Consider the following 25,108-nt stretch of genomic DNA (forward strand, 5'->3'; position numbering starts at 1 on the left):
CGTTCCCCCTTAATGTTTTATGAAGTCGTGACGACATTTTCGAATAGATCTTTAGATGCTTTTTTATCTTTAAGGAAGTATTGCCACGGGTCTTTGTGGACAGAGAGTGTCTCATTCATTCTGTCGTTGAGCTCCTGCCGTTTTTCCGGATCGTTTAATACGGATTGGACATGAGATAAACTGACGCGCTCAAGCCATGCGGATGTCCGCTCCAGATAGTTTGCCGTTTCTCTGTAGTACTGAAGGTAAGCCCCCGCATATTCTAAGACTTCTTCATTCGTTTTTACTTTCATCAGCAAATCACCGGCGCGCAAATGGGTTCCGCCGTTTCCGCCGACATAAAGCTCCCAGCCTCCGTCGATGCCGACAACGCCAAGGTCCTTAATGCCTGATTCCGCACAGTTCCGAGGGCAGGCGGACACGGCCATTTTGACCTTATGAGGCGTATTGAGCCCTTCGAATTTTTTCTCAAGCGCAATGCCCAGTGCCATGGAGTCTTGCGTGCCGAAGCGGCAGAATTGTTCGCCTACGCACGTTTTTACCGTGCGGAGTGTTTTTCCGTACGCGTAGCCTGACGGCATATCAAGCTCGGCCCATACTTTCGGCAGGTCTTCTTTTTTGACGCCGATGAGATCAATTCGCTGGCCGCCTGTCATTTTAACGAGCGGGATCTCATATTTGTCGACGACATCGGCGATCTTGCGGAGATCCTGAGAGTTGGTCACGCCGCCGTACATCCGGGGAACGACTGAGTATGTTCCGTCTTTTTGAATATTGGCGTGCATCCGTTCGTTCACAAAACGGGATGTTCTGTCATCCTCGTATGTAGCCGGATTAATCATGCCTAAGTAGTAGTTGAGGGCAGGACGGCATTTGGAGCATCCCTCCGGCGTTTTCCAACCGAGCACGTTCATGATTTCTCTTGTATGGGACAGCCCTTTGGCTTTGATTTCTTCTACGACTTCATCTCTCGACAGTGATGTGCAGCCGCAAATCGCTTCTTTTTGCGCGGACGCGTCAAATTCTGAGCCCAGTGTATATTGAAGAATGTCTTCCACGAGCGGTTTACAGCCTCCGCAGGAACGGGATGCCCCGGTGCATGCTTTGATTTCGTCCGTAGATGTGCAGCCTTTTTCCTGAATGGCTTGAATAATCGCGCCTTTTGAAACGCCGTTGCATCCGCAGATGATTTCATCGTCGCTCATCGCCGCGGTCATGCTTGCGCCTGCTTCCTGATCAAGAGGCTGTAAGATTGATATTTTGGAAGTTTCGGAGATATCGGCTTCTTTTTGAATCATAGAAAACAGGCGGCCGCCCTCGCTGCTGTCGCCGAACAAAACAGCGCCGACAATTTGATTGCCCCTCAGGACGATTTTTTTATAAATGCCGTCCTGCTCATCGAACACTTTAATCGCTTTTTTGTCCTCTGATTCGTTAAAGTCACCGGCAGAGAAGACTTCGACGCCTGATACCTTTAATTGAGTGGAGAGAACGGAGCCTTCATACGGTTTTGTGTCAATGCCGCAAATATGTTTGGCCAGCACTTTTGCCTGTTCATAGAGCGGCGCCACAAGACCGTATGCGATTCCGCGGTGCTCGGCACATTCACCGACCGCGTAAATGTGCGGAATGTCAGTCTGCATATAATCGTTGACAATGATTCCGCGGTTTACCGGAATGCCGCTTTCTGTGCCAAGCTGTGTATTCGGGCGGATGCCGACCGCCATGACGACCAGGTCAGCTTCGATGCTTGTGCCGTCTTTGAAGCGTACGCCTTCGACACGGTCAGTACCGAGAATTTCTTCGGTTTGCTTTTCAAGGAAAAAGGTCATGCCTTGTTTTTCTAATTCGTTTTGCAGCAGGCGTCCCGCCGCTGCGTCAAGCTGGCGCTCCATCAGGAATGGGGCGAGGTGGATGACAGACACGTCCATTCCGAGATTCAGCAGTCCGCGTGCGGCTTCCAAACCAAGCAGTCCTCCGCCGATGACGGCTGCTTTTTTATATTGTTTTGACGCGGCGAGCATCGTGTCTGTATCTTTTATATCCCGGAATGCCGTGACGCCTTGTTTGTCTGCGCCCGGAATCGGAAGGATAAAAGGGACAGAGCCTGTCGCCAGGATGAGTTCATCGTAAGGCTGGATTCTGTCTGCATCGGTGATGACGGTTTTGTTTTCCGTGTCGACTTTGATGACTGTTTCACCGGTATACAGCTGAATGTTGTTTTCTTTGTACCAGTTCCAATCGTTTAACGTAATGTCTTGAATGTCGGTATCGCCTTGCAGCACTTTTGACAGAAGGATTCGGTTATAGTTGGGATGAGGTTCGGCCCCGAATATTGTAATCTCGAATTCGTCTTTTGAAACACGCAGTATTTCTTCAATCGCTCTTACCCCGGCCATTCCATTTCCAACAAGAACTAGCTGTTTTTTTCCCATCAGATGATCCGCTCCTTATCTTTGTTTTTTTTAGCGTAGCACAGCAAAAACAAATATTTAAGATGCATGTTATGAAATGTAACAAAAAATACTAAAAAATCTAAAAATTTTATGAAAAATTATATAGGGCTGATTCGTACCGCGCACATCTTAAAACCGGGCATTTTACAGTCCGGGTCCAAGGCTTCACCAATTAAATCGTTGACGTTTTGCGTGTCAGACCAATGGATGGGAACAAACAACGTGTCTTTTCGTACTTTCTCCGACCATCTGCTCCGGACCGTGATGCTGCCCCGGGGGGATTCTACTTTCACGAGAACACGGTCTTCGATATGATAGTCGGCCGCCGTTTTTGGGTGGATTTCCACAAAGGATTCGAAATGTCTTGCAGCCAAGGCAGAGCTTTTTCTCGTTTGGACACCCGTTAAGTAATGAGACATCACCCTTCCTGTGGTTAAATAAAGCGGATAGCCGGCGCTCGGTTTCTCTTTCGGGACGGCCGGTTCATTTGGAATCACGCTTAATTCAGCTCTGTGATCGGGATGGGCAAATGAGTGCTCAAACAATCGCCCGGTTCCGGGGTGATCCGCTTCAGGACATGGCCACTGAATGCCGCCTTCCCGCCTGAGCCTGTCATAGGTGATGCCTGCGTAATCAGCAATTCCGCCGCGGCTCGCTTCTCTCAGTTCGTTAAAGATTTCCTCCGACGAGGTATAGGGAAAATAATGCCCTTTACCAAGAGCCGAGGCAATGTCACAGATGATCTGCCAATCATGTTTCGCTTCTCCGGGACAGGTGCGGCTCGCTTCTCTTAATGTCACGCGGCCTTCTACATTTGTCATCGTGCCTTCGTCTTCCAAATAAGAGGAGGCGGGTAAAATCACATCCGCGAATGCCGCGGTCTCAGAAATAAATAAGTCAACTGCGACAAAAAATCTCAGTTTCTTGATTGCCTGCTTGACGAAATTCGCATTTGGGCCGGAAACAGCCGGATTGGAACACATGAGAAACAATCCTTTGATGTCGCCGCTATCTATTTTTTCTATCATTTCATAGGCTGAGACGCCTTTTCGCGGCAGCTCATCCTGATGAATCCCCCACACCTTCGCAATATGCGCCCGGTGTTCTTCAATTTCGATAGAACGGTAGCCCGGAAGCTGATCCGCTTTTTGGCCGTGTTCTCTCGCGCCTTGTCCGTTGCCTTGACCGGTAATCGCCCCGTAACCTGAGAAGGGCTTGCCGATTTTTCCCGTGATCAGCACCATATTTAAGAAAGCTTTCACTGCCGCGGTACCGTCAGTCTGCTGTTCGATCCCCCGCGCTGTAAACAGCATGCCGGATGTTTCCTTGGCAAACTTCACGGCGGCCTTTCGTATATGCTCCAAAGGAACACTTGTCTGCTCGGAGATCTCTTTCAGATCCAAAGCGTCGGTATGCCGTTTGAGCTTATCGAATCCGTTTGTTCGTGTGCGGATAAAGTCTTTGTCTGTAAGCTGTTCGTCAATGCAGATTTTGACGAGTCCGTTTGCCAAGGCGGCGTCTGTACCGGGCTTGATTTTCAGGTGAAGATCGGCTATTTTGGTCGTCGCCGTTTCCCGGGGATCAATGGCGATAATGTAAGCCCCGTTTTCTTTCGCTTTATCAAAATACGGCATGATCGTCGGCTGGCATTCGGCGATATTGGTGCCTGCCAGGATGATGACACGTGTATGCGGAATGTCCGATAATGGATTCGTCAGGCCCCTGTCCGCGCCGAATGTCTGGCCGGCCGCCGTTGCTGCGGCAGACATACAGAGCCGCCCGTTGTAATCGATGTATTTCGTCTGTAAGCCGACCCGTGCGAACTTTCCAAGCAGATAGGCTTCTTCATTTGTAATTGAGGCGCTCCCATAGACGGCCATCGCATCATTGCCGTGTTCGGTTTGGATCAGATTGATTTGTTCCTTTATGCGATTCAGTGCTTCAGCCCAAGAGACAGGCACAAATTCACCGTTTTTTTTAAGCAGGGGGCGTGTAATGCGGGAAGAGTGCACGGCATGCTGATGGGCATTCATGCCTTTTGTACATAAACGGCCATGTGTCGTCGGATTATCAATGCCGATTGCAGTGTATTTCTTCCGTGCCGCGAAGGTTTGTTCCGTAAGCTGCATTTTGCATTGCATGCTGCAGAACGGGCATTGCGTCTCATATGTTTTTTCCGATTGAATATCTTGCAGTTTGTCACGGAAATAACGGAGCATCGGTTCAGTCAAAAAGCTTCATCCTTTCGTATGGCGTTTTCCCGGCAGACAGGTTTTGCAGCAGGGATATGTCTGAACGGAGATTTTTCAGAAGCTGTGTCCGCATATCTTCTTCAAACAGCATTTCTCTGATATGGACGAGGCCGAGTCTGTCAACCCATTGATAAATCGCTTCGTTGTAGTGAGCCGTTTCGCGATAATATTGAATAAGGCCTTTCATCATAGCGGCGGTACTGTCTTCGTTATCCGTCACACAAAAAAGGCTGCCGGCGCGGGCTTGTTTTCCGCGGACGCCCCCGATATAAATCTCCCAGCAAGTTTGTGTCTGAAGCGCGCCGATATCCTGAATGTAAGCATCGGTGCAATTGTTTTCACATGACAAGCTGACGGATACATAAGCGGGTACGGCAAGCGTGTCGGTATCTCGTTCAATCCTGCTTGCCAGCTCTTGAAAGGAGCGATGCTGTCCGCACGTACATGCTTTGATTTGCATCGTCCAGCGGTGCCGGGGGGAGAAAACCGGCATGTTCAGTGCTTTTCTGATGCTTGCAAGGTCATTTGGCCTTATTCCGGAAAGCCTCAGCCGGTGACTGTCAGTCATCGAAACCTCGGGGATGCCGTATGCTTCGATGACGTCTGCGATGTTTTTGAGCTCTGCCGCACTTGTCAGTCCGCCGTACATTTGCGGAATCAGGGTGCATGTCTCTTCTGCCGATATTTCATTGAACTGCATAAAATCAGGCCGCGTCCTTTTCAAGTAATAGTGAAGCGCCGGAATACAAATGCGGCAGCCGTTTTCTGTTTTCCAGCCGATCACTTCCATCACCTCGGCGGCATCAGTGAACGGACGGCGCCGAAGTTCGGCGATGACTTCTTCTTCTGTCAAATCGGTGCAGCCGCAAAACGAAGGCTGGCGGGAGGGTTTTGTGTAATCATCGCTTGCCATATACTTCAGCAAGTCTTCAACGAGCGGCCTGCATCCTCCGCAAGATCCGGACGCTTTTGTCATGTGCTTCACTTCCTCCGCGGTTTTTAAGCCATATTTGTTCACCGCTTCTTCAATGGAGCCCTTGGTCACTGAGCTGCATTGGCAAATGGTTTCATGGGGAGGCATGGATTCAAAGGATATACCGCCTTGATCCGGTTCCATGAGCTGTTTTTTCACGATGGAAATATCTCTTTGCTTCACAAGACTGTCGAGAAGCCGCTGTTTACCGCGCGTGTCCCCGAATAAAATAAAGCCGGCCGGTTTATCGTCCTCAAAGAGCGCTTTTTTGTAGATGCCTGCATGCTCATCATGGAACAATATGCCGGCTGTGTGCTCATCCTCGTGCACCTTTCCTGCCGACCATACATCAATACCGGCTATTTTTAAGGCTGCAGATTGTGCAAAGCCTTGAAACCCTTCGCACGGGACGCCGCATAGATGCTGCGCGAGCACTTTTCCCTGTTCATAAAGCGGCGGCGCCAATCCGTATACAATCCCGTCATGCTCCGCGCATTCACCGACGGCATACACATTCGGTTTGTTCGTCTGCATGAATTGATTGACGATGATTCCTCTGTTCACTGAAAGTCCGGCAGATGGAGCCAATCGGATATTGGGCCTCACACCGGCGGCCATGACAATCAGGTCTGCTTCTATGGAAGAACCGTCTTTGAAACGAATGCCTTCCGCCCGTGAGTTCCCTGTAATGGATGCCGTGCCTTTCTCTAAAAGAAAGACTAAGCCTTTTCGTTCCAGCTCTTTCTGCAGCAGGCGGGATGCCGTTTGATCAAGCTGTTTTTGCATAATGGCGGAAGAGTGGTGAATGACGCTGACGTCCATGCCGAGCTGCCGTAAGCCGACGGCCGCTTCAAGACCTAATAAACCGGCGCCGATGACCGCCGCCTTTTGATACCGGCCGGCCGCATTGATAAGGGATTGGCAGTCTTCTATTGTCCGAAAGCCGTACACACCTTCTTTATCTGCTCCGGGTATGGGGAGAATATAAGGAGAGGAGCCCGTTGCAAGGATGATTTGATCGTAAGTCATGCTGCGCTTCCGATCCGTTGTGACAACCTGCCGTTCTGTATCAATGTGTACAACCGTTTCTCCCGTGTAAAGCGTAATTCCGTTTTTTTCGTACCATTCGCGGCTATTCAGCGTAATGTCATCAAGCGAAACCTCACCTTGTAAAACGGAGGATAAGAGAATGCGATTGTAATTGGGATGAGGTTCGCTTCCGAAAATGACAATCTCAAACATGTCACGGTTCATCTTTAAAATGTGCTCAATACAGCGGATTCCGGCCATTCCGTTCCCTGCTGCAATTAATCGTTGTTTCTTCATTCGCCAAACCTCCTTTGCAGCTGCCTGTAAGATTGCTTCTCTATGAGAAATTATGGCACATTGCCTGATTAACGCATTAAATGTGTCGCATTATCTTACACATGTCTTTTCCGGTGAATGCCGGTCATATATTCTTGATTCAGCAATTTGAAATGATAGAAGACCGGAAAGGAGAATGTTATGAAGCTGTCGGAATTAAAAACAAGCGGTCATCCGCTCACTCTGCTCTGTTCCTTCTTATATTTTGATGTGAGTTTTATGATTTGGGTAATGCTGGGGGCGCTCGGCGTTTATATTTCTCAGGATTTCGGGTTATCTTCTTTTGAAAAAGGGTTTGTCGTGGCTCTGCCGATCTTATCAGGATCTGTGTTTCGGATCATTTTAGGTGTGTTAACGGACAGGATCGGGCCGAAGAAAACAGCCGTGATCGGGATGCTGATCACGATGATCCCGCTGCTTTGGGGGGCATTCGGCGGCCGTTCTTTGACTGAGCTGTATGCGATCGGCATTCTGCTGGGCGTAGCGGGCGCAAGTTTTGCTGTTGCGCTTCCGATGGCGAGCCGGTGGTATCCGCCTCACTTGCAGGGGCTTGCGATGGGGATAGCAGGTGCCGGCAACAGCGGCACTTTGTTTGCGACATTGTTCGGTCCCCGCCTTGCGGAACAGTTTGGGTGGCACAGTGTAATGGGAATTGCGCTTCTTCCGTTGATGATCGTTTTTATACTGTTTATCGTCATGGCGAAGGACTCTCCTGCACAGCCCGCACCGCAGCCGCTTAAAAACTACCTTCACGTGTTCAGGCAGAAGGAAACATGGTGTTTCTGTCTTCTGTACGGCGTCACTTTCGGAGGTTTTGTGGGATTATCAAGTTTTTTGGCGATTTTTTTCGTTGATCAATATCAATTGTCAAAAATCCATGCCGGTGATTTCGTCACAATATGTGTCGCAGCGGGCAGTTTTTTTCGCCCTGCAGGAGGCTGGATTTCAGACCGTGCGGGAGGTGCGAAAGTTCTGGCTGTACTGTTTGTCATCGCGGCTCTGTGTATGGCGGGAGTCAGCAGCCTGCCTCCGCTTTCAACGGTGATCGTTCTGCTGTTTATCGGAATGATGGCGCTCGGTATGGGCAACGGAGCGGTATTTCAGCTTGTCCCTCAGCACTTTGCAAAAGAAATCGGAATGGTGACGGGAATCGTCGGAGCAGCCGGCGGCATAGGGGGTTTTTTCCTTCCGAATATTTTAGGATCATTGAAGCAGATGACGGGAACTTATGCGATCGGTTTTATCTCTTTTTCATGTATCGCATTGCTCGCATTTGTGCTTGTTCTGGCCGCAGGCTATTTTTGGAGAAAAAGCTATGGCACTGAAAACAGTCCTGCGGATGTTTAAGTTTGGGCGGAAGACACGTATGACAGCGTGTCTTTTTTATGATTGATTATTTTTCACTTGATTTTAAACGGAGAATACATCAGAATAAATAGTAACGATTACGATTTATAATAATGTACATCATGGTGATAATAAGGCAGGTGCGGGGTATAAATCGTAATCATTCTATTTTGTCAGGGGGCTATTTTATGAAAAAAATTCCGGTTACAGTATTGAGCGGCTATCTTGGTGCCGGAAAGACGACCGTTTTGAATCATATTTTACAAAACCGCAACGGTTTAAAAATTGCCGTCATCGTCAATGACATGAGCGAAGTAAATATAGACGCGGGCTTGGTGAAGCAGGGAGGCGGCTTGTCAAGGACGGATGAGAAACTCGTAGAATTATCCAACGGCTGTATCTGCTGCACGCTGCGTGAAGATTTATTAGTCGAAGTTGAGAAACTCGCGAAAGACGGCAGATTTGATTATATTGTGATTGAATCAACAGGGATCAGCGAACCGATTCCCGTTGCCCAGACATTTTCTTATATAGATGAAGAAATGGGCATTGATCTGACAACATTCTGCAGGCTGGACACAATGGTGACCGTGGTGGATGCAAACCGCTTCTGGCATGATTTCCAGTCCGGTGACAGCCTTCTTGACCGGAAGGAAGCGGTAGGAGAAGAGGATGAGCGGGTGATTGCCGATTTATTAATTGACCAAATCGAGTTTTGTGATGTACTCATTTTAAATAAATGCGACATGGTGGGCGAAAAAGAGCTTGAACAGCTGGAAACGGTCCTTCGCGCATTACAGCCCCGCGCCAGACTGATCCGGTCCGTCCGCGGAGAAGTGCCCGCCGAATACATATTGAATACCGGTTTATTTGAGTTTGAGGAAGCGAGTTCATCAGCAGGATGGATAAAGGAACTGACGGCAGGTCATGAAGAGCACACTCCCGAAACGGAAGAGTACGGCATCACTTCGTTTGTGTACTCGCGGCGTCTGCCGTTTCATACCGCTCGTTTTGACAGCTGGCTGCATCAATCAATGCCTGACAGCATTGTGCGCGCAAAAGGAATTGCTTGGTGTGCAACCCGCAACAGCCTTGCGCTGCTGATGTCTCAGGCGGGTCCGGCGGTTTCGATTGAGCCTGTTTCTTATTGGGTGGCGGCAATGCCGAAACTTGAGCAGGAGCAGATCAAACAGCAGGAACCGGAGATTCTGGAAGATTGGGACGACCAATTCGGAGATCGCCATACGAACCTGGTGTTTATCGGAACAGATTTAGATGAAGCAGCCATTACAAAGGAATTGGATCAGTGCCTGCTCACGCCGTCTGAGTTTGATTCCGATTGGTCGCAGCTTGAAGATCCTTTTCAATGGGATATTCAGCGGGCCGAATAACATACCGGCCAAGTTTAGAAGCAGGTGAAAAGGGAAGGAGTGATGAAAAAGGAGCTGACCAAGTGTGAAAGCACTGACATACCAAGGAAAAGAACATATGGAAGTGAAAGAAGTCCCGGCACCCGCCATTCAAGATGAGAGAGATGTCATCGTTCGAATCACCGCAACCGGGATATGCGGTTCAGACCTTCATTTATATAAAAACGGAATACCCGCCGATCCGGGTTATATCGTCGGGCATGAGCCGATGGGAATCGTTGAAGAAACGGGCAGTCAAGTCAAAAAGCTGAAAAAAGGCGACCGGGTCGTGATTCCTTTTAACATCGGCTGCGGAGAATGTCATTATTGCAAGCACCAGATGGAAAGCCAGTGTGATGAATCTAATCCAAATCCTCATACAGATGCCGGCGGCTTATTCGGTTTTTCGGAGTTTAACGGTAATTATCCCGGCGGGCAGGCTGAATATTTACGTGTTCCTTATGCTGATTTCTCTTCTTTTCTGGTTCCGGCAGACAGTGAGCTTGAAGATGAGCAGGTGCTGTTTCTGTCAGATGTCATGCCGACCGCCTTTTGGAGCGTCCAGCACAGCGGAGTGAAAAAAGGAGATACAGTCGTGATTCTGGGATCAGGTCCGATCGGCTTAATGGCGCAAAAATTCGCGTGGAAAAAAGGAGCTAAACGGGTTATCGCAGTTGATCAAGTCCCGCACCGCCTTGAACATGCGAGACGCATAAACGGAGCAGAGACCTTCAATTTTTCAGAACATGATGAGATCGGGAAACTGCTGCATGAACAAACGTCAGGGGGCGCGGATGTAGTGATTGATTGTGTCGGAATGGACGGCACGCCGCTTTCAAAAGAAAAAGCAGAGCAAAAACCGAATCAGTTCGGAACGATCAGTCCGATTCTTACAGCATCAGAAGCCGTTAAAAAGTTCGGAACCGTGCAGCTCACGGGCGCATACATTACTGAAGCGGACGGCTTTCCGCTCGGTGATTTTTTCACACGCAACGTTTCTTTGAAAATGGGCCAGGCACCCGTTATTCATCTGATGCCGATGCTGTATCAAATGATCGAACAAAATGAAATTGATCCGACGGATATCATTACACACAAAATGAGTCTTGCGGAAGCTCCTGCTGCATATGATATATTTGACAAAAAAGAAGATGGCAACATTAAAGTGATTTTAAAGCCATAGCGAGGAGAAACACGATGAATATTTACAGACCGGCGGGATTTTGGATCAGATTGGGAGCCGTGGTACTCGACTATTTAATTACTTCAGTGCCTTTGGCGATTATTTTTATGCTGGCAACAGGAAAAGATCCGAATGAGAGCACAATGATCAGCATCATTTTGACTCTTTATGCTATTTTGCTCCCTGTATACTGGAACGGTTATGTTATCGGCAAAAAGATCTGCGGTATCCGCATCGTCAAAAAAGACGGCACTCAGGTAGGCTTTCTCACTATGATTTTGAGAGTGCTTGTGGGCGGCCTGATATATGGGGTGACGTTTGGAATCGGCGTGATCGTGAGCGTATTCATGGTCGGAATGAGAGAAGACAGACGGTCAATCCACGATTTTGTAGCGGGAACGTATGTCACATACGCGCTGCCGGACGAATCGATTGAAAAGAGCGAATAATTTCGCTCTTTTTTTGCATAAAAAATGGATGAGGGAGCAACATATAACAAACGTTAAAGGAGGAAAGAGTCATGAAAAAAGCTGCATTGTCTTTAGCTGCGTTTTTCATTACAACAATGGTTTTCACAATGCCGGCACACGCCGCCGGAACAAAAATGCCTTCAACCATGTCACTCACGGAACAGCAGAAAAAAGAAATTGAATCACTTGAAAAAGAAGTGCTCGAAAAACGAAAACATGTCATATCCAAATATGTTGAGTACGGGGTCCTGCCGAAAGAAAAAGCAGAACATATTAAACAGCATATGGACAGGCGCTTTAACATGATGAAACAAAATGGGTTTGTCCCGAAGCCTCCGCCTCATAAATTGGAAAAGCGGCATCATCATTCTTAAGCATCCGGCAAGCCGGATGCTTTTTTGTTTTTATCGGGATTGCTCTGAAACGCGTTTCATAACGTATGATATCAATATCATACGCATCAGGAGGATGAGACACATGATACATAAAAAACAGGGCCTGTTCCCTGATACATTTCTATGGGGGTCAGCCTCGGCTGCCTATCAGGTTGAAGGAGCCTGGAATAAAGACGGTAAAGGACCTTCAGTATGGGACTTATTCACGAAAATACCGGGTAAAACGTTTAAAGGCTCAAATGGCGATACAGCAGTCGGCCATTATGAGCGTTATAAAGAAGATATCGCCTTGATGGCAGAAATGGGTTTGAAAGCTTACCGCTTTTCTGTCAGCTGGCCGAGAATTTTTCCGAATGGCAGAGGGGAAATCAACGAATCAGGGATCGCATTTTACGAAGACCTGATCGATGAATTGATTTCTAACGATATTGAGCCGGTGCTGACTCTTTATCATTGGGACTTGCCTCAGGCGCTGATGGATGAATACGGCGGCTTTGAATCAAGAAAAATTATTGATGATTTTAATAATTACTGCATTGCGTTATACAAAAGATTTGCCGGCAAGGTGAAATACTGGGTCACGTTAAATGAGCAGAATTATAATTTTCATAACGGGTTTATTACAGCTGCACATCCGCCCGGCGTAAAGGACAGAAAACGATTTTATGAAGCCAATCATATCGCATTTTTAGCTAATGCCAAAGCGATTGAATCCTTCAGACAATATGTTCCTGGCGGCATGATCGGCCCGAGCTTCGCTTATTCACCGGCTTATCCGCTTACAAGTCATCCTGAAGACATAACTGCATTTGAAAACGCAGAGGAATTTATGAATCATTGGTGGCTTGATATGTATTGCCGGGGGACTTATCCGCAAATTCCTTTCAATTATTTAAAGGAAAAGGGCTGGGCGCCCGCCATTGAAGCCGGGGATATGGAATTGCTTGCAAAAGGCAAGCCGGATTTTATCGGTGTTAATTATTATCAGACGATTACGTACGAAAGAAATCCTCTTGACGGTGTATCGGAGGGGAAAATGAACACGACTGGTCAGAAAGGGACAAACCAGGATACTGGTATACCGGGGCTGTTTAAAACGAAAAAGAATCCTAACCTCGTGACGAGTAATTGGGATTGGACGATTGACCCGATAGGTCTGCGCATCGGCCTCCGGCGTATAACGAGCCGCTATGAGCTGCCGGTTTTTATAACAGAAAACGGGCTGGGGGAATTCGATAAAATAGAAGAAGACGGCTCAATTCAGGATGATTACAGAATTGACTATTTACGCTCCCATCTTGAACAGTGCAGAGAGGCCATTAGTGACGGAGTTCATCTCATCGGCTACTGCAGCTGGTCATTCACGGATCTGTTAAGCTGGCTGAACGGCTATCAAAAACGCTACGGTTTTGTCTATATCAATCGAGATGAAGAAGATGAAAAGGATTTGAAACGGATCAGGAAAAAAAGTTTTTATTGGTACCAGAATGTAATTGAAACAAACGGTAAAAGTTTATAAAAGTTCCCTGAGAGAAATAAGATTCTCTCAGGGCTTTCTTTTACATTGCGGCTGCATCAATAATATACGTATCCGCATGAAGATCGGATATTTCGGCAGGCACTGAATAACAGGTAAGGCTGTATCGGCCTTTCGGAATATGAAAGAAAAGCCGCTTTGACATCACGCTTTCAATCTCAATTCCATCTTTTACAGCCTCAAAGGGAACAGTCGCTTTTTTCTCATAGGATGGTACCGGTTCACTTGTGTTAAGCCTGAGGACGATAAATGCCCTCGTATTTCTCCTTGCCTCAAATGAAACAGCTCCGTCAGCTTCCGCATATCCTTTTTCAATGGCTTCATCGGTCCAATCGATAACAGGCGGTTCTGAATCTTTTTGGAAGATTGTAAATTGATGATAAGAAATGGCCAGTTCTTGCGGTTTCCATGATTTATTCAATGCGCTGTTCCTCCTGTTTTTTACTTGATTTTAAATAATACTCTCGTTCCGTCGGGATCATTGGTAAGCTGGTGTCCGACCCAAGAGCCGGCTCCGCGGTTGTCTGCCGGAGAAATATATTCTACGGAGGCATTATTTCCGCCCTGTTTACAAACCGCCATCGGCCATTCATCCCTATCGTATCCCGTTTTGACGGGCACATGTTTAAGAGATTGCTCACGCCGCTTATGTACTCCGTCTCTGTCAATGGTGCATATGCTGGAATGTCCTTCTTTTATCGCGTCCTTAATATGCTTTGCTGTTTCCGGATATCGATCGGACGGAAATAAGATTACTTTGTCGTAATCACTCTTCTGAACGGTCTGCTCGTTATCTGAGAAAAGATCACCCTTGATCAGGGCCGCGACTGCTCCGGCAATGATGATAAGAACAAGCAGCAGTGCTTTTAATGTTTTCAAGAGTATCAATCACCTCCAGTTTTAATTGCTGTAAAGCTGGTCCAAGAATAAAGCAGAATCGGCCGGCTGTAAAGCTGTTAAAATATATTTCTCAGCCGCAATTCAGCTGAATATCTGTAAAACCATCCGCACAAATCAACTTTATTCATTAAAAATTCGATCAGAAAGTGTTTTTTGCCGTTTCCCTATTCAGAAATGAATAGTTGCGGGTGTATCGTCAATTGAATTATTATAGCGATAAGCTCACCGCAGGATATCTTTGTCTGCGAGTGTCCGACCCGAAAAACTTGGCCGTCTTGTCACCGTGCGCAACAGGACGATAAAAAGACGGCCATCTGATAAGAAGGCCGTCAGCAAATCATTCCAGATTCGCATGCTTTGTAAACATGTCTGCTGAATTCAATTCTTTTTTCTCCATGATTTTTAGAATAACCGCATCGTAAAACAGCAGAAGAGTTTGTTCGAATAAAGAACCCATCGGCTGAATCGTCTTTCTGTCTCCGCCGGTCTCTTCCTTAGGAGAGCCGGGAATCGTTATTGTAAGATCCGCAAGTTTGCCGAGACTTGAGTCGGGGTTAATCGTTAATGCAGTGATGATGCCGTTAAGGCTTTTGGCTTTTTCAGCCGTATGAAGCAGACTTTTTGTTTCGCCTGAGCCTGAGCCGATGATGACGAGACCGCCTTCTTGGAGGGGAGGGGTAAGCGTCTCACCGACGATGTAAGCGTTCAGACCGATGTGCATCATCCTCATGGCGAACGCTTTAGCCATAAAGCCGGAACGTCCCGCTCCGGACGTGAAGATTTGATCTGCCGATAAAATCTGATCCGCAAGCTTGTCAGCTTCACTGTCGGATATTAATGCTGCGGTGCGGGATATTTCATTTAGTATTTCATGTAAGTATTCAGTCGTTTTCATGATCCTTGTGTGATCAGCTGTTTCATTTTAGCAGCAGCATCCGCTTTATTGTCAGCTCCCGTAATGCCTCCGCCGACAATGATTAAATCTGGGTTTTGTTTGATGGCTTCAGGAAGCGTATCAAGTTTAATGCCTCCGGCAATTGCGGTTTTAGCGCTCTTGACCGCTTTTTTAATCGCCGTCAGTTCCTCGAATGAATTTTTTCCTTCTGCTTGAAGATCATAACCTGTGTGAACACAAATATAATCAACACCGAGCTGGTCAATTTCTTTTGCCCGTGTTTCAAGGTTTTTTACGTTAATCATGTCGACGAGAATTTTTTTCTGCTGTTTTTTTGCTTCGGCAACCGCCCCTTTGATTGTTGAGTCGTCTGTCGCTCCTAAAACGGTGATGATGTCGGCTCCCGCTTCTGCCGCTTTCATAATCTCGTAACCGCCTGCATCCATGATTTTAAGATCGGCAAGCACTTTCAAGTGAGGAAAGGCTGTTTTCATTTCCTGCACGGCTTTCAGTCCTTCATTAATGACAACGGGAGTGCCGATTTCTACAACATCTATATATGGTTCGACCTCTTTCACAAGTTCAATTGCTTCCGGGATATTCACTAAGTCTAATGCCAGCTGTAATTCCACTTTATATCCACTCCTCTTTTTTATGTATTTTCATTCTATAGAGTGCCCCGCATGTTGAGAAGTACGCACTTTGAAGTCTAATAGTTACTTTGAGGATACTGTCCCCGCAGGCAATGCGCTTTGTTTCAGCAAAACTGCGTGGTAGTATAAACTGATGAAAGTTGTGTGAAAAAGTAAGCGTGTATGAATAGATGATGACCGTACAAAAAGTAAGAGGAAGGAGAATGGCCCGTGAGCCGAATGGATAAGAAAACGTTTAATTGCGAAAAGGAATTGACGCTTGCCGTGATAGGCGGGAAGTGGAAAATGCTGATTATGTGGCACTTGGGAAAAGAAGGGACGAAGCGGTTTAATGAGCTGAAAGCTTTAATTCCGGATATTACGCACAAAATTCTTGTGAATCAGCTCAGGGAGCTGGAGCAGGATCTGATCGTTCACAGGGAAGTTTACCCTGTCGTCCCTCCGAAAGTGGAGTATTCTTTAACGGCGCAAGGAGAAAGCCTTATGCCGATTCTGGACGCCATGTATAAGTGGGGAAAAGATTATATGGAATTAATCAACATTGATAAAACTGCAATAAAGGAATCTTTTTGAAGTGCTCTATGTAAAATAGAGTGCTTTTTTTGCGGTTTAATGAAATCATATTGCGAACATTCGGACCGTCTGTTTCGGTTCTTGCGCTGTTTTTTCCGGGTCAGCTTACGTACGTAAATTTTTTTCATTCTGCCATAACTGGATATTCGACAGGTTTTCATTATAGTTTAAAGATTTTTAATTTTACGTAAATAATATTTTTGAAAATAAATTGCGGGATGCCGCAAAATACCCTCTGGATTTGTCGGAATTTTTTTCGGTGTGCCGCATGAAACTTTTCACCCATTTTTCGGTGATAAAAACAATATTTTCATATAAAGTGAACGTAAGTAGATATATAGAAATACATGCAGAAATAGGTAAACCTTTCGTGCTTACAATCAATGGCTTTTTGTCTTGATTTCTCATAAATTTGATGCCGCATTTCGGACTGCGCGGGTGAACGGATGACGGATTTCGGCGGTGATTGAATCGGGATCGTTTTTAGAGGTAAGTGGTTCTTTTGGCTTGAGAATGAGTTAGGGACATAGAGGGAGGCTGTTTCTAAGGGAGAATTGACATCTTTATCTTAAAAAGGGGAGGCGCACACATATGGAAATAACTTTTTATCCTTTAACAAATGCTCAAAAACGTATCTGGTATACAGAAAAATTCTATCCGAACACAAGTATTTCAAATCTTGCTGGGTTCGGGAAACTCATTTCTGAAGACGGCGTACAGGCTCATTACGTTGAGAAAGCGATACAGGAATTCGTCCGGCGGTATGAATCGATGAGAATCCGTCTGCGGCTTGATGATGAGGGGGAGCCCGTTCAATATGTGAGCGAATACCGTCCGCTCTCTATCGGGCACACAGATATCAGGCAAGCCGGCTGCTCTGCGGACGAGCTGTCAAAATGGGGGCGTGAAGAAGCTGGCAAGCCTCTGGCGTTATATGATCAGGATTTATTCCGTTTTTCCGTGCACACGATCAGTGAAAATGAGGTCTGGTTTTACGCTAATGTGCATCACATTATTTCAGACGGGATTTCCATGACGATTCTGGGCAATGCGATTACTGATATTTATTTGGAGCTTTCAGGCGGGACAAGTGAGGAACAGACGGAGATTCCTTCTTTTATCGAGCACGTGCTGACAGAGCAGGAATATGTGCAGTCGAAGCGGTTTAAAAAGGATCGGGATTTTTGGAACGGGCAGTTTGAGACCGTGCCGGAGCTTGTGTCCCTGAAACGGAGCCAGGCAGATGCGGGTCTTGATGCGAAACGGTTTTCTCAAGAAATTCCTCACGACTTATATGGCCGCATTCATTCATTCTGCGAGGAGCATAAAGTCAGCGTACTATCTCTGTTCCAGTCAGCTCTGATCACTTATCTCTACAAAGTGACCGGCCGGGATGACGTTGTCACGGGTACGTTTATGGGAAACCGGACGAATGCGAAAGAAAAGCAGATGCTCGGGATGTTCGTATCTACGGTGCCTGTGCGGACAAGTGTTGACGGAGGACAGTCGTTCTTGGAATTCGTTAAAGGCCGGATGAAGGATCTGATGAAAATTCTCCGCCACCAAAAGTATCCGTATAACCTGCTTGTCAATGATTTGCGCGCTTCGAAAAGTTCGCTGAGCAGATTGTTTACGGTGGCTCTGGAGTACCAGGTGATGCAGTGGCAGAAAAAAGAGAATCTGTCCTTCCTGACAGACCCTATTTTCAGCGGAAGCGGTACAAATGATATTTCAATTCATGTGAAGGAACGATGGGACACCGGGAAATTGACGATTGATTTTGACTATCGCAGCGACATTTTCAAGGGGGAAGAGATTGAATCTGTTTCTGAACGTTTGATCACGCTGATTGAAGATGCGATTTCATCTCCTGATCGCATAATTGATGAACTTACTCTTCTTTCTGAATCCGAGAAAGAGCGGCTGCTGAAACGGGCCTCCGGCAATCCGGTGAATTACCGCGGAGAGATGACGATACCGGGGCTGTTTGAAGAGAAAGTGAAGTCACTGTCTGACAAACCCGCGGTTGTGTATGAAGGCCGAACATTGTCCTATCGCACATTGCATGAACAGTCAGGCCGTATCGCCGGACGCCTTCTTCAAGCCGGGATATCAGCCGATTCTCCTGTCGCGGTGCTGCTTGGCCGTTCTGAGCGTGTCATTGCGGCAATATTAGGAATTTTGAAAGCGGGCGGCGCCTATGTGCCGATAGATCCTGACTTTCCGGCGGATCGGATTCAGTACATTTTGGAGGACAGCGGAGCGAAGGCTGTTCTGACGGAGGCCGGAATACAGGCGCCTGCAACGGATGCCGAACGGATTGATTTTGACGAGGCTGTTCAGTATGAGACGGCTGCGGACGGTGTCAGCACACAATCAGACCGGCTGGCTTACATCATCTACACGTCAGGTACAACGGGGCGGCCGAAAGGCGTGATGATTGAGCACCGGCAAGTTCATCATCTGGTGCAATCACTGCAGCAGGAGATTTATCAATGCGGTGAGCAGACATTAAGAATGGCGCTTTTGGCTCCGTTTCATTTTGATGCGTCCGTCAAACAGATTTTTGCCTCGCTTCTTTTGGGACAGACGCTTTATATCGTGCCGAAAACGACTGTAACGAATGGCTCGGCACTGCTGGACTATTATCGTCAAAACCGGATTGAAGCCACTGACGGAACTCCTGCGCATCTGCAGATGATGGTTGCGGCGGGAGATGTCAGCGGAATTGAATTGCGCCACATGCTCATTGGGGGAGAGGGTCTGTCCGCCGCTGTTGCTGAACAGCTGATGACGCTCTTTCATCAATCGGGCAGGACGCCGCGTCTGACGAATGTCTACGGGCCGACAGAAACGTGCGTAGATGCGTCCGTGCATCAGATGTCAGCGGATAACGGAATGAATCAACAGGCGGCGTACGTTCCGATCGGAAAACCGCTCGGCAACGCCCGTCTGTATATATTGGATAAGCACCAGCGGCTTCAGCCCGACGGCACGGCCGGTGAGCTGTATATCGCGGGTGACGGTGTAGGCCGCGGCTATTTAAATCTTCCGGATTTGACCGCAGAGAAGTTTTTGCAGGACCCGTTTAACGGAAGCGGCCGCATGTACCGCACGGGTGATATGGCGCGCTGGCTGCCGGACGGGACGATCGAATATATCGGCCGTGAAGATGATCAGGTGAAAGTCCGCGGCTACCGCATTGAGCTGGGAGAAATTGAAACGGTGCTCAGAAAAGCCCCGGGCGCGGCGCAGGCCGTCGTGCTGGCACGGCCGGATCAGCAGGGCAGCTTAGATGTCTGCGCATATATCGTTCAGGAAAAAGGAACCGAATTTCACCCTGCCGAGTACAGGGAGTATGTGTCCAAGCACCTTCCTGATTACATGGTGCCCGCTTACTTTACAAAAACGGACGAAATTCCGCTCACGCCGAGCGGGAAGGCGGACCGCAAAAAGCTGTTTGCGCTTGATGTGCAGGCTGTCAGCTCATCTGAATATGCCGCGCCAAGAAATGAAACGGAGGAAACACTTGCCGTCATCTGGCAGGAAGTTCTCGGAATGGACAAGGCGGGCATTTATGATCATTTCTTCGAGTCAGGCGGTCATTCATTAAAGGCAATGACGCTTCTGACGAAAATTCATAAGCAAATGGGCGTTGAAATTCCGCTGCAATACTTGTTTGAGCATCCGACGATTGCGGCGCTTGCCGATTATGCGGAAAACCGAAACGAAGGACCGGCATTCAGTGCAATTGAGCCGGCTGAGAAGCAGGCGAGCTATCCGCTTTCGCTCGCTCAGCAGCGGACTTATATCGCAAGCCAATTTGAAGACGCGGGAGTCGGATATAACATGCCGGCTGCGGCCATGATTGAGGGCGCTTTAGACCGTGAAAAGCTTGAGCGTGCATTTTCTGCCTTAATCAGCAGGCATGAAGCGCTCAGAACATCGTTTCAATCAGAGGACGGCACGCCGAGACAAGTGATTGGCGAGCATGTTCCGTTTCATATTGAAATGATCGAAGCGCGCGGAAGAACGAATGAACAGGTCATGAAGGACTTTGTGCGCCGTTTTGATTTATCAGAGGCGCCGCTGTTCAGAATCGGCCTGCAAACGCTCGGTCACAATCACCATCTGCTGCTGTTTGATATGCATCACCTGATTTCTGACGGGGTGTCTATTTCCATCATGCTGAAGGAACTGGCTGACATCTACGGCGGAAATCAGCTGCCTGAATTGCGCATTCAATATAAAGATTATGCCGTATGGCAGGCGGAACGGGCGAAAGAAGGCTACAAAAAGGAGCGGGCGTACTGGAAAGAAGTCTTCAGCGGCGAACTGCCGGTGCTTCAGCTGCTCCCTGATTATCCGCGGCCGCAAGTGCAAAGCTTTGAAGGTGACCGCGTGTCCGCCAAGCTGCCGAAAATGCTGCGGGAACGGCTGCAGAAGCTTGCCGAGAAAAACGGAGCCACCCTTTACATGGTGCTGTTATCAGCATACTATACGCTGCTTTCTAAGTATTCGGGACAGGAAGACATCATCGTGGGAACACCGTCAGCGGGAAGAAATCACTCCGATACCGAGGGGCTTATCGGGATGTTTGTCAACACTCTTGCGCTGCGAAGCTCCGTGAAGCAGGATCAGACATTTGCCGGCTTGTTAGGTCATGTGCGCAAGCAGGTGCTGGATGCGTTTTCTCATCAGGATTATCCGTTTGAGTGGCTGACCGAGGAACTGAACGTGCCCCGGGACATGAGCAGGCATCCGATATTTGACACGATGTTCAGTCTGCAAAATGCTTCGGACGGAATTGCGGAGATCGGTAATCTGACGCTGTCTCTTCATGAAACAAACTTCAATATCGCCAAATTCGACCTGACCATGCAGGCTCGGGAAACAGCGGAAGGCATTGCGCTTGATTTGGATTATTGCACGAAGCTGTTTAAGCGCTCAACTGCGGATCGCATGCTTGCGCACTATGTCCGTCTGCTGGAGAGCGCGGCAGCTCAGCCGGATGCGAAAATCAGCGAATATGATCTGCTTTCTGAACGGGAGGCTTTGAATCAGTTACAGCGGTTCAACCCGGAACGCACGGTATACCCGAAAGATCAAACGATCGTGCAGATCTTTGAAGAACAAGTCCGAAAGAACCCTGACCGGACGGCTCTACAGTTCGAAGGGGAAACCCTGTCGTATCAGCAGCTGAATGAACGCGCCAACATGCTTGCGCGGCATATTCTTTCGGTCGGAGGCGGCGGAAAAACCGCGGCTGTTCTGTGTGAACGGTCAATGGATATGATTGTTTCCATTATGGCTGTGTTAAAAGCGGGGTCCGCCTATGTGCCGATTGATCCTGAGCATCCGGTTCAGCGGATTCAGCATTTCTTCCGCGACAGCAGGGCGAATGTGCTCCTGACTCAGCAAAGCCTCAAGCCGCTTGCGGAAAAGGCCGGTTTTCAAGGCGTCATTGTGCTTGCTGATGATGAGGCGAGCTATGAAAAGGACTCTCACAATCCAGCATTGCCGTTTGATTCCAAAACGATTGCCAATCTCACTTATACATCAGGCACGACGGGAACGCCGAAAGGAAACATCGTCACACATGCCAACATTTTGCGGACGGTAAAAAACACGAACTATTTGACTGTTTCTGAAGAGGACACAGTGCTCGGTCTGTCAAACTACGTTTTTGACGCTTTTATGTTTGATATGTTCGGTTCGCTGTTAAACGGTGCAAAGCTTGTGATCGTCCCGAAAGATACCGTGCTGGATATGTCACGCCTGTCCCGTGTGATCAAACGGGAGAACGTCAGCATTCTGATGATTACGACGGCCCTGTTCCACCTGCTTGTTGATATGGAGCCGTCCTGTCTGACGACGCTTCGGAAAATCATGTTCGGGGGCGAAAGAGCGTCTGTAGAACATGTCAAAAAGGCGCTTGCGGCAGTCGGAAAAGGAAGACTGCTTCATATGTACGGTCCGTCGGAAAGCACGGTGTTTGCGACATACCATCCGGTGGATGTCATTGAAGAGGATACGCTCTCCGTTCCGATCGGGAAACCGGTCAGCAATACGGAAGTCTTCATCATGAACTCAGCCGGACGCATTCAGCCGGCGGGTATCGCGGGAGAGCTGTGCGTCAGCGGGGAAGGTCTCGTAGAAGGCTACTACAACCGTCCTGAACTGACGGAAGAAAAATTTGTAAAGCATCCGTTTAAGGAAGGTGAACGGATGTATAAAACGGGCGACTTGGCCAGATGGCTTCCGAATGGCGATATCGAGTTTATCGGACGTATCGACCATCAGGTGAAAATCCGCGGTCAGCGAATTGAGCTTGGCGAAATTGAGCATCAGCTTCAAAGTCATGACCAGATTCAGGAATGCATTGTGCTCGCTGTGGATCAGGGCGCGGGTGACAAACTTCTTTGCGCGTATGTTGTCGGCCTCAGGGAAATCTCTTCCCGGGAGCTCAGGGAGCATACGGCGAAGGATCTTCCGGCTTATATGATTCCGTCCGTCTTTATTCAATTGGATGAACTGCCTCTTACAGGGAACGGAAAAATCGACAGGCGGGCGCTGCCGATGCCGGATGTGACCGCAGCGAATGCCGTGTCATATACGGCGCCGCGCAATGAAACAGAACAAAAACTGGCGGATATTTGGGCTGAGGTGCTGCAAATGGAGCGGGTCGGCGTCCATGACCAGTTCTTTGAGATCGGGGGCCACTCGTTAGCGGGGATGAAACTGCTGGCCCTTATCCAGAAGACATTCGGCGCGCAGCTTACCTTAAAGGATCTGTTCACTTCTCCGACGGCCGCGGGGCTGGCGCAGCTGATTGAAGGGGCTGAGCGGAAGGCGGCTGAGAGCATCGCACCGGCGGCCGAGCGGGAAACGTATCCGGTTTCTTCACCGCAGAAGCGGATGTTCGTGCTTCAGCAGCTGGAAGGCGCTGAAACAAGCTATAACATGCCGTCTGTGCTCCGCTTAAAAGGAAAGCTTGATGCAGAAAAGCTGAAATCCGTCATGAAACAGCTGACAGAACGCCATGAAGCCTTCAGAACGACATTTGACATAAAGGATGGGGAAACGGTTCAGCGCATATGGACGGAAGCTGATATCGACATGGAATATTATGAAGCCTCTGAAGAAGATGCTGAACGGATTATTCAGAGCTTTATCCGGCCGTTCCGCCTGGATCAGCTTCCTCTCGTCAGAACGGGACTGGTCAAGCTGGCTGAACATGACCACCTGCTGCTGTTTGACATGCACCATATCATTTCGGACGGCGCTTCAGTCGGCGTGCTGATAGATGAACTGTCCCGCTTGTATGGCGGCGAAACGCTTGAGCCGCTGCGGATTCATTATAAAGACTATGCGGTATGGCAGCAGAAATTTATTCAATCAGAGCAGTACCGCAAGCAGGAGGAGCATTGGCTTCGGGAGCTTGACGGCGAGCTTCCGGTATTGACGCTGCCGGCTGATTACAGCCGTCCGGCCGTGCAAACCTTTGAAGGAGACAAGCTGGTCTTTTCTCTGACTGAGGAACAGACGTCGGCTCTTCGCAGTCTTGCGAAACAAACGGATTCTACCATGTACATGGTGCTGCTGGCGACATACAGCGCCTTTCTATCAAAACTGAGCGGACAGCATGACATCATTGTCGGCTCGCCGGTTGCGGGACGGTCACATGCGGATCTCGCAAACGTCATCGGTGTTTTTGTGAATACACTCGCGCTTCGTACGTATCCGGAAGCGGACAAAACGTTCACGGACTATCTTAAAGAAGTAAAACAAACCGCTTTACATGCATTTGACGCGCAGGATTATCCGCTTGAAGACCTTCTGCAAAAGGTTGAGGTGCAGCGTGATACGAGCAGAAATCCGCTGTTTGATGCGGTATTCTCAATGCAAAATGCAAATGCGGAAGATCTGGTCATGGAAGGAATTGAGCTGAAGCACCATCCGTTTGACAGAAAAACAGCCAAGTTTGACCTGACAATGACGGCTGAGGACACAGACGAAGCTTTAACGTTTGTGCTTGAATATAACACCGCGCTGTTTAAACCGGAAACGGCAGAGACATGGAAGCATTACTGGCTTCAACTGTTAGAAGCCGCAGCGGAAAATCCGGCTGCGAAGCTTTCTGGGCTTTCATTGGTGAATAAAACAGAAAAACAAGCTCTCCTCAACGCATGGAAGGGAAAAACAATTTCTGTGCCGCGGGACAAAACGGTTCACCGTCTCTTTGAAGATACGGCCGCCCGCTACGCGAACCGGCCGGCCGCGGCATACAACGGCGCGAAATGGACGTACGGCGAGCTGAACGCAAGGGCGAACCGGATCGCGCGCATTCTCATGGACTGCGGCGTCACGGCTGACGAACGTGTCGGCATTTTGACGAAACCGTCCTTGGAAATGGCCGCGGGCGTACTCGGCGTCCTGAAAGCGGGCGCGGCATTTGTGCCGATTGATCCCGACTACCCGGAAGAGCGCATCAGCTACATTCTGCAGGACAGCGGCGCCAAGCTTCTTCTCACACAGGAAGCGCTGGGCGTGCCGGACAGCTACAACGGAGAAACGATCCTGCTTGACGGCAGCCGCTCCATTTTGAGCCTGCCGCTTGATGAAAACGATGAAGCGAACCCGCAGACGGAAACAACGGCGGATCATCTCGCTTATATGATTTACACGTCAGGAACGACC

15 protein-coding genes are annotated in these 25,108 nt (G+C 48.4%); 8 read left to right on the top strand and 7 right to left on the bottom strand.

From position 1 onward, the window contains the following. Positions 1–17: 17 nt before the first annotated feature. The 3 genes from nasD to nirB form a co-directional block, all read right to left on the bottom strand. The gene (gene nasD / locus BR62_RS0107220; protein WP_015239121.1) at positions 18–2,435 is read right to left on the bottom strand and encodes an NADPH-nitrite reductase; all 2,418 of its coding nucleotides are present in this window, start codon (positions 2,433–2,435) and stop codon (positions 18–20) included. Positions 2,436–2,554: 119 nt separating this feature from the next. Further along, the gene (gene nasC / locus BR62_RS0107225) at positions 2,555–4,687 is read right to left on the bottom strand and encodes an assimilatory nitrate reductase catalytic subunit NasC (RefSeq protein WP_032870269.1); all 2,133 of its coding nucleotides are present in this window, start codon (positions 4,685–4,687) and stop codon (positions 2,555–2,557) included. Continuing rightward, entirely contained in the window at positions 4,680–7,007 is a 2,328-nt protein-coding gene (gene nirB, locus BR62_RS0107230) for a nitrite reductase large subunit NirB (RefSeq protein ID WP_032870271.1), read from the bottom strand. Before nirB ends, nasC begins: the two co-directional genes overlap by 8 nt. Positions 7,008–7,187: 180 nt before the next feature. Here nirB and BR62_RS0107235 point away from each other — a divergent pair, with 180 nt between their 5' ends. The 6 genes from BR62_RS0107235 to BR62_RS0107260 all read left to right on the top strand — a co-directional run bounded on the left by BR62_RS0107235 (position 7,188) and on the right by BR62_RS0107260 (position 13,369). After that, on the top strand, positions 7,188–8,393 hold the full coding sequence (locus BR62_RS0107235; protein WP_014416869.1) for an MFS transporter: 1,206 nt from the start codon (positions 7,188–7,190) through the stop codon (positions 8,391–8,393). 188 nt (positions 8,394–8,581) lie between these two features. Next, positions 8,582–9,784, top strand: coding sequence for a GTP-binding protein (locus tag BR62_RS0107240; RefSeq protein ID WP_032870274.1), 1,203 nt, complete (start codon positions 8,582–8,584; stop codon positions 9,782–9,784). A 64-nt stretch (positions 9,785–9,848) separates the two neighbouring features. Next, positions 9,849–10,985 carry a zinc-dependent alcohol dehydrogenase gene (locus BR62_RS0107245; protein WP_015239125.1) on the top strand — a complete coding sequence of 379 codons (1,137 nt, stop codon included), beginning with the start codon at positions 9,849–9,851 and terminating at the stop codon, positions 10,983–10,985. A 14-nt stretch (positions 10,986–10,999) separates the two neighbouring features. After that, entirely contained in the window at positions 11,000–11,434 is a 435-nt protein-coding gene (locus BR62_RS0107250; RefSeq protein WP_032870277.1) for an RDD family protein, read from the top strand. A 116-nt stretch (positions 11,435–11,550) separates the two neighbouring features. Next, positions 11,551–11,829, top strand: coding sequence for a YckD family protein (locus BR62_RS0107255; protein WP_263612330.1), 279 nt, complete (start codon positions 11,551–11,553; stop codon positions 11,827–11,829). Positions 11,830–11,932: 103 nt separating this feature from the next. Next, entirely contained in the window at positions 11,933–13,369 is a 1,437-nt protein-coding gene (locus BR62_RS0107260) for a glycoside hydrolase family 1 protein (RefSeq protein WP_007409356.1), read from the top strand. Between the two features lie 40 nt (positions 13,370–13,409). On the opposite strand, the gene BR62_RS0107265 is transcribed toward BR62_RS0107260, so the two are convergent. The 4 genes from BR62_RS0107265 to hxlA all read right to left on the bottom strand — a co-directional run bounded on the left by BR62_RS0107265 (position 13,410) and on the right by hxlA (position 15,814). After that, entirely contained in the window at positions 13,410–13,808 is a 399-nt protein-coding gene (locus tag BR62_RS0107265) for a competence protein ComJ (RefSeq protein ID WP_020955304.1), read from the bottom strand. Between the two features lie 20 nt (positions 13,809–13,828). Continuing rightward, a complete protein-coding gene (locus BR62_RS0107270) occupies positions 13,829–14,266 on the bottom strand; it encodes a NucA/NucB deoxyribonuclease domain-containing protein (RefSeq protein WP_003156588.1) in 438 nt (145 codons plus the stop codon). A gap of 358 nt (positions 14,267–14,624) precedes the next feature. Continuing rightward, on the bottom strand, positions 14,625–15,182 hold the full coding sequence (gene hxlB, locus BR62_RS0107275; RefSeq protein ID WP_007409354.1) for a 6-phospho-3-hexuloisomerase: 558 nt from the start codon (positions 15,180–15,182) through the stop codon (positions 14,625–14,627). Continuing rightward, positions 15,179–15,814, bottom strand: a complete 636-nt coding sequence (gene hxlA, locus BR62_RS0107280; RefSeq protein ID WP_015239130.1) for a 3-hexulose-6-phosphate synthase — start codon at positions 15,812–15,814, stop codon at positions 15,179–15,181. The genes hxlB and hxlA overlap by 4 nt, the downstream gene beginning before the upstream one ends. Before the next feature lie 231 nt (positions 15,815–16,045). Between hxlA and BR62_RS0107285 the strand changes: the two genes are divergently transcribed. Beyond that, complete coding sequence (locus BR62_RS0107285; RefSeq protein ID WP_012116770.1) at positions 16,046–16,408, top strand: transcriptional activator HxlR; 363 nt, start codon at positions 16,046–16,048, stop codon at positions 16,406–16,408. Positions 16,409–16,999: 591 nt separating this feature from the next. After that, the coding region (gene srfAA, locus BR62_RS0107295) for a surfactin non-ribosomal peptide synthetase SrfAA (RefSeq protein WP_032870280.1) at positions 17,000–25,108 on the top strand (8,109 nt) is incomplete at its 3' end.

This window comes from Bacillus sp. UNC69MF (assembly GCF_000746035.1).
Taxonomy (GTDB): Bacteria; Bacillota; Bacilli; order Bacillales; family Bacillaceae; genus Bacillus; species Bacillus velezensis.

Excerpts from the sequence above, each read along its gene's own strand:
- nasD (WP_015239121.1), bottom strand. The coding sequence starts at position 2,435 with ATGGGAAAAAAACAGCTAGTTCTTGTTGGAAATGGAATGGCCGGGGTA.
- BR62_RS0107240 (WP_032870274.1), top strand. The coding sequence starts at position 8,582 with ATGAAAAAAATTCCGGTTACAGTATTGAGCGGCTATCTTGGTGCCGGA.
- BR62_RS0107250 (WP_032870277.1), top strand. The coding sequence starts at position 11,000 with ATGAATATTTACAGACCGGCGGGATTTTGGATCAGATTGGGAGCCGTG.
- BR62_RS0107235 (WP_014416869.1), top strand. The coding sequence starts at position 7,188 with ATGAAGCTGTCGGAATTAAAAACAAGCGGTCATCCGCTCACTCTGCTC.
- hxlB (WP_007409354.1), bottom strand. The coding sequence starts at position 15,182 with ATGAAAACGACTGAATACTTACATGAAATACTAAATGAAATATCCCGC.
- BR62_RS0107255 (WP_263612330.1), top strand. The coding sequence starts at position 11,551 with ATGGTTTTCACAATGCCGGCACACGCCGCCGGAACAAAAATGCCTTCA.
- nirB (WP_032870271.1), bottom strand. The coding sequence starts at position 7,007 with ATGAAGAAACAACGATTAATTGCAGCAGGGAACGGAATGGCCGGAATC.
- BR62_RS0107260 (WP_007409356.1), top strand. The coding sequence starts at position 11,933 with ATGATACATAAAAAACAGGGCCTGTTCCCTGATACATTTCTATGGGGG.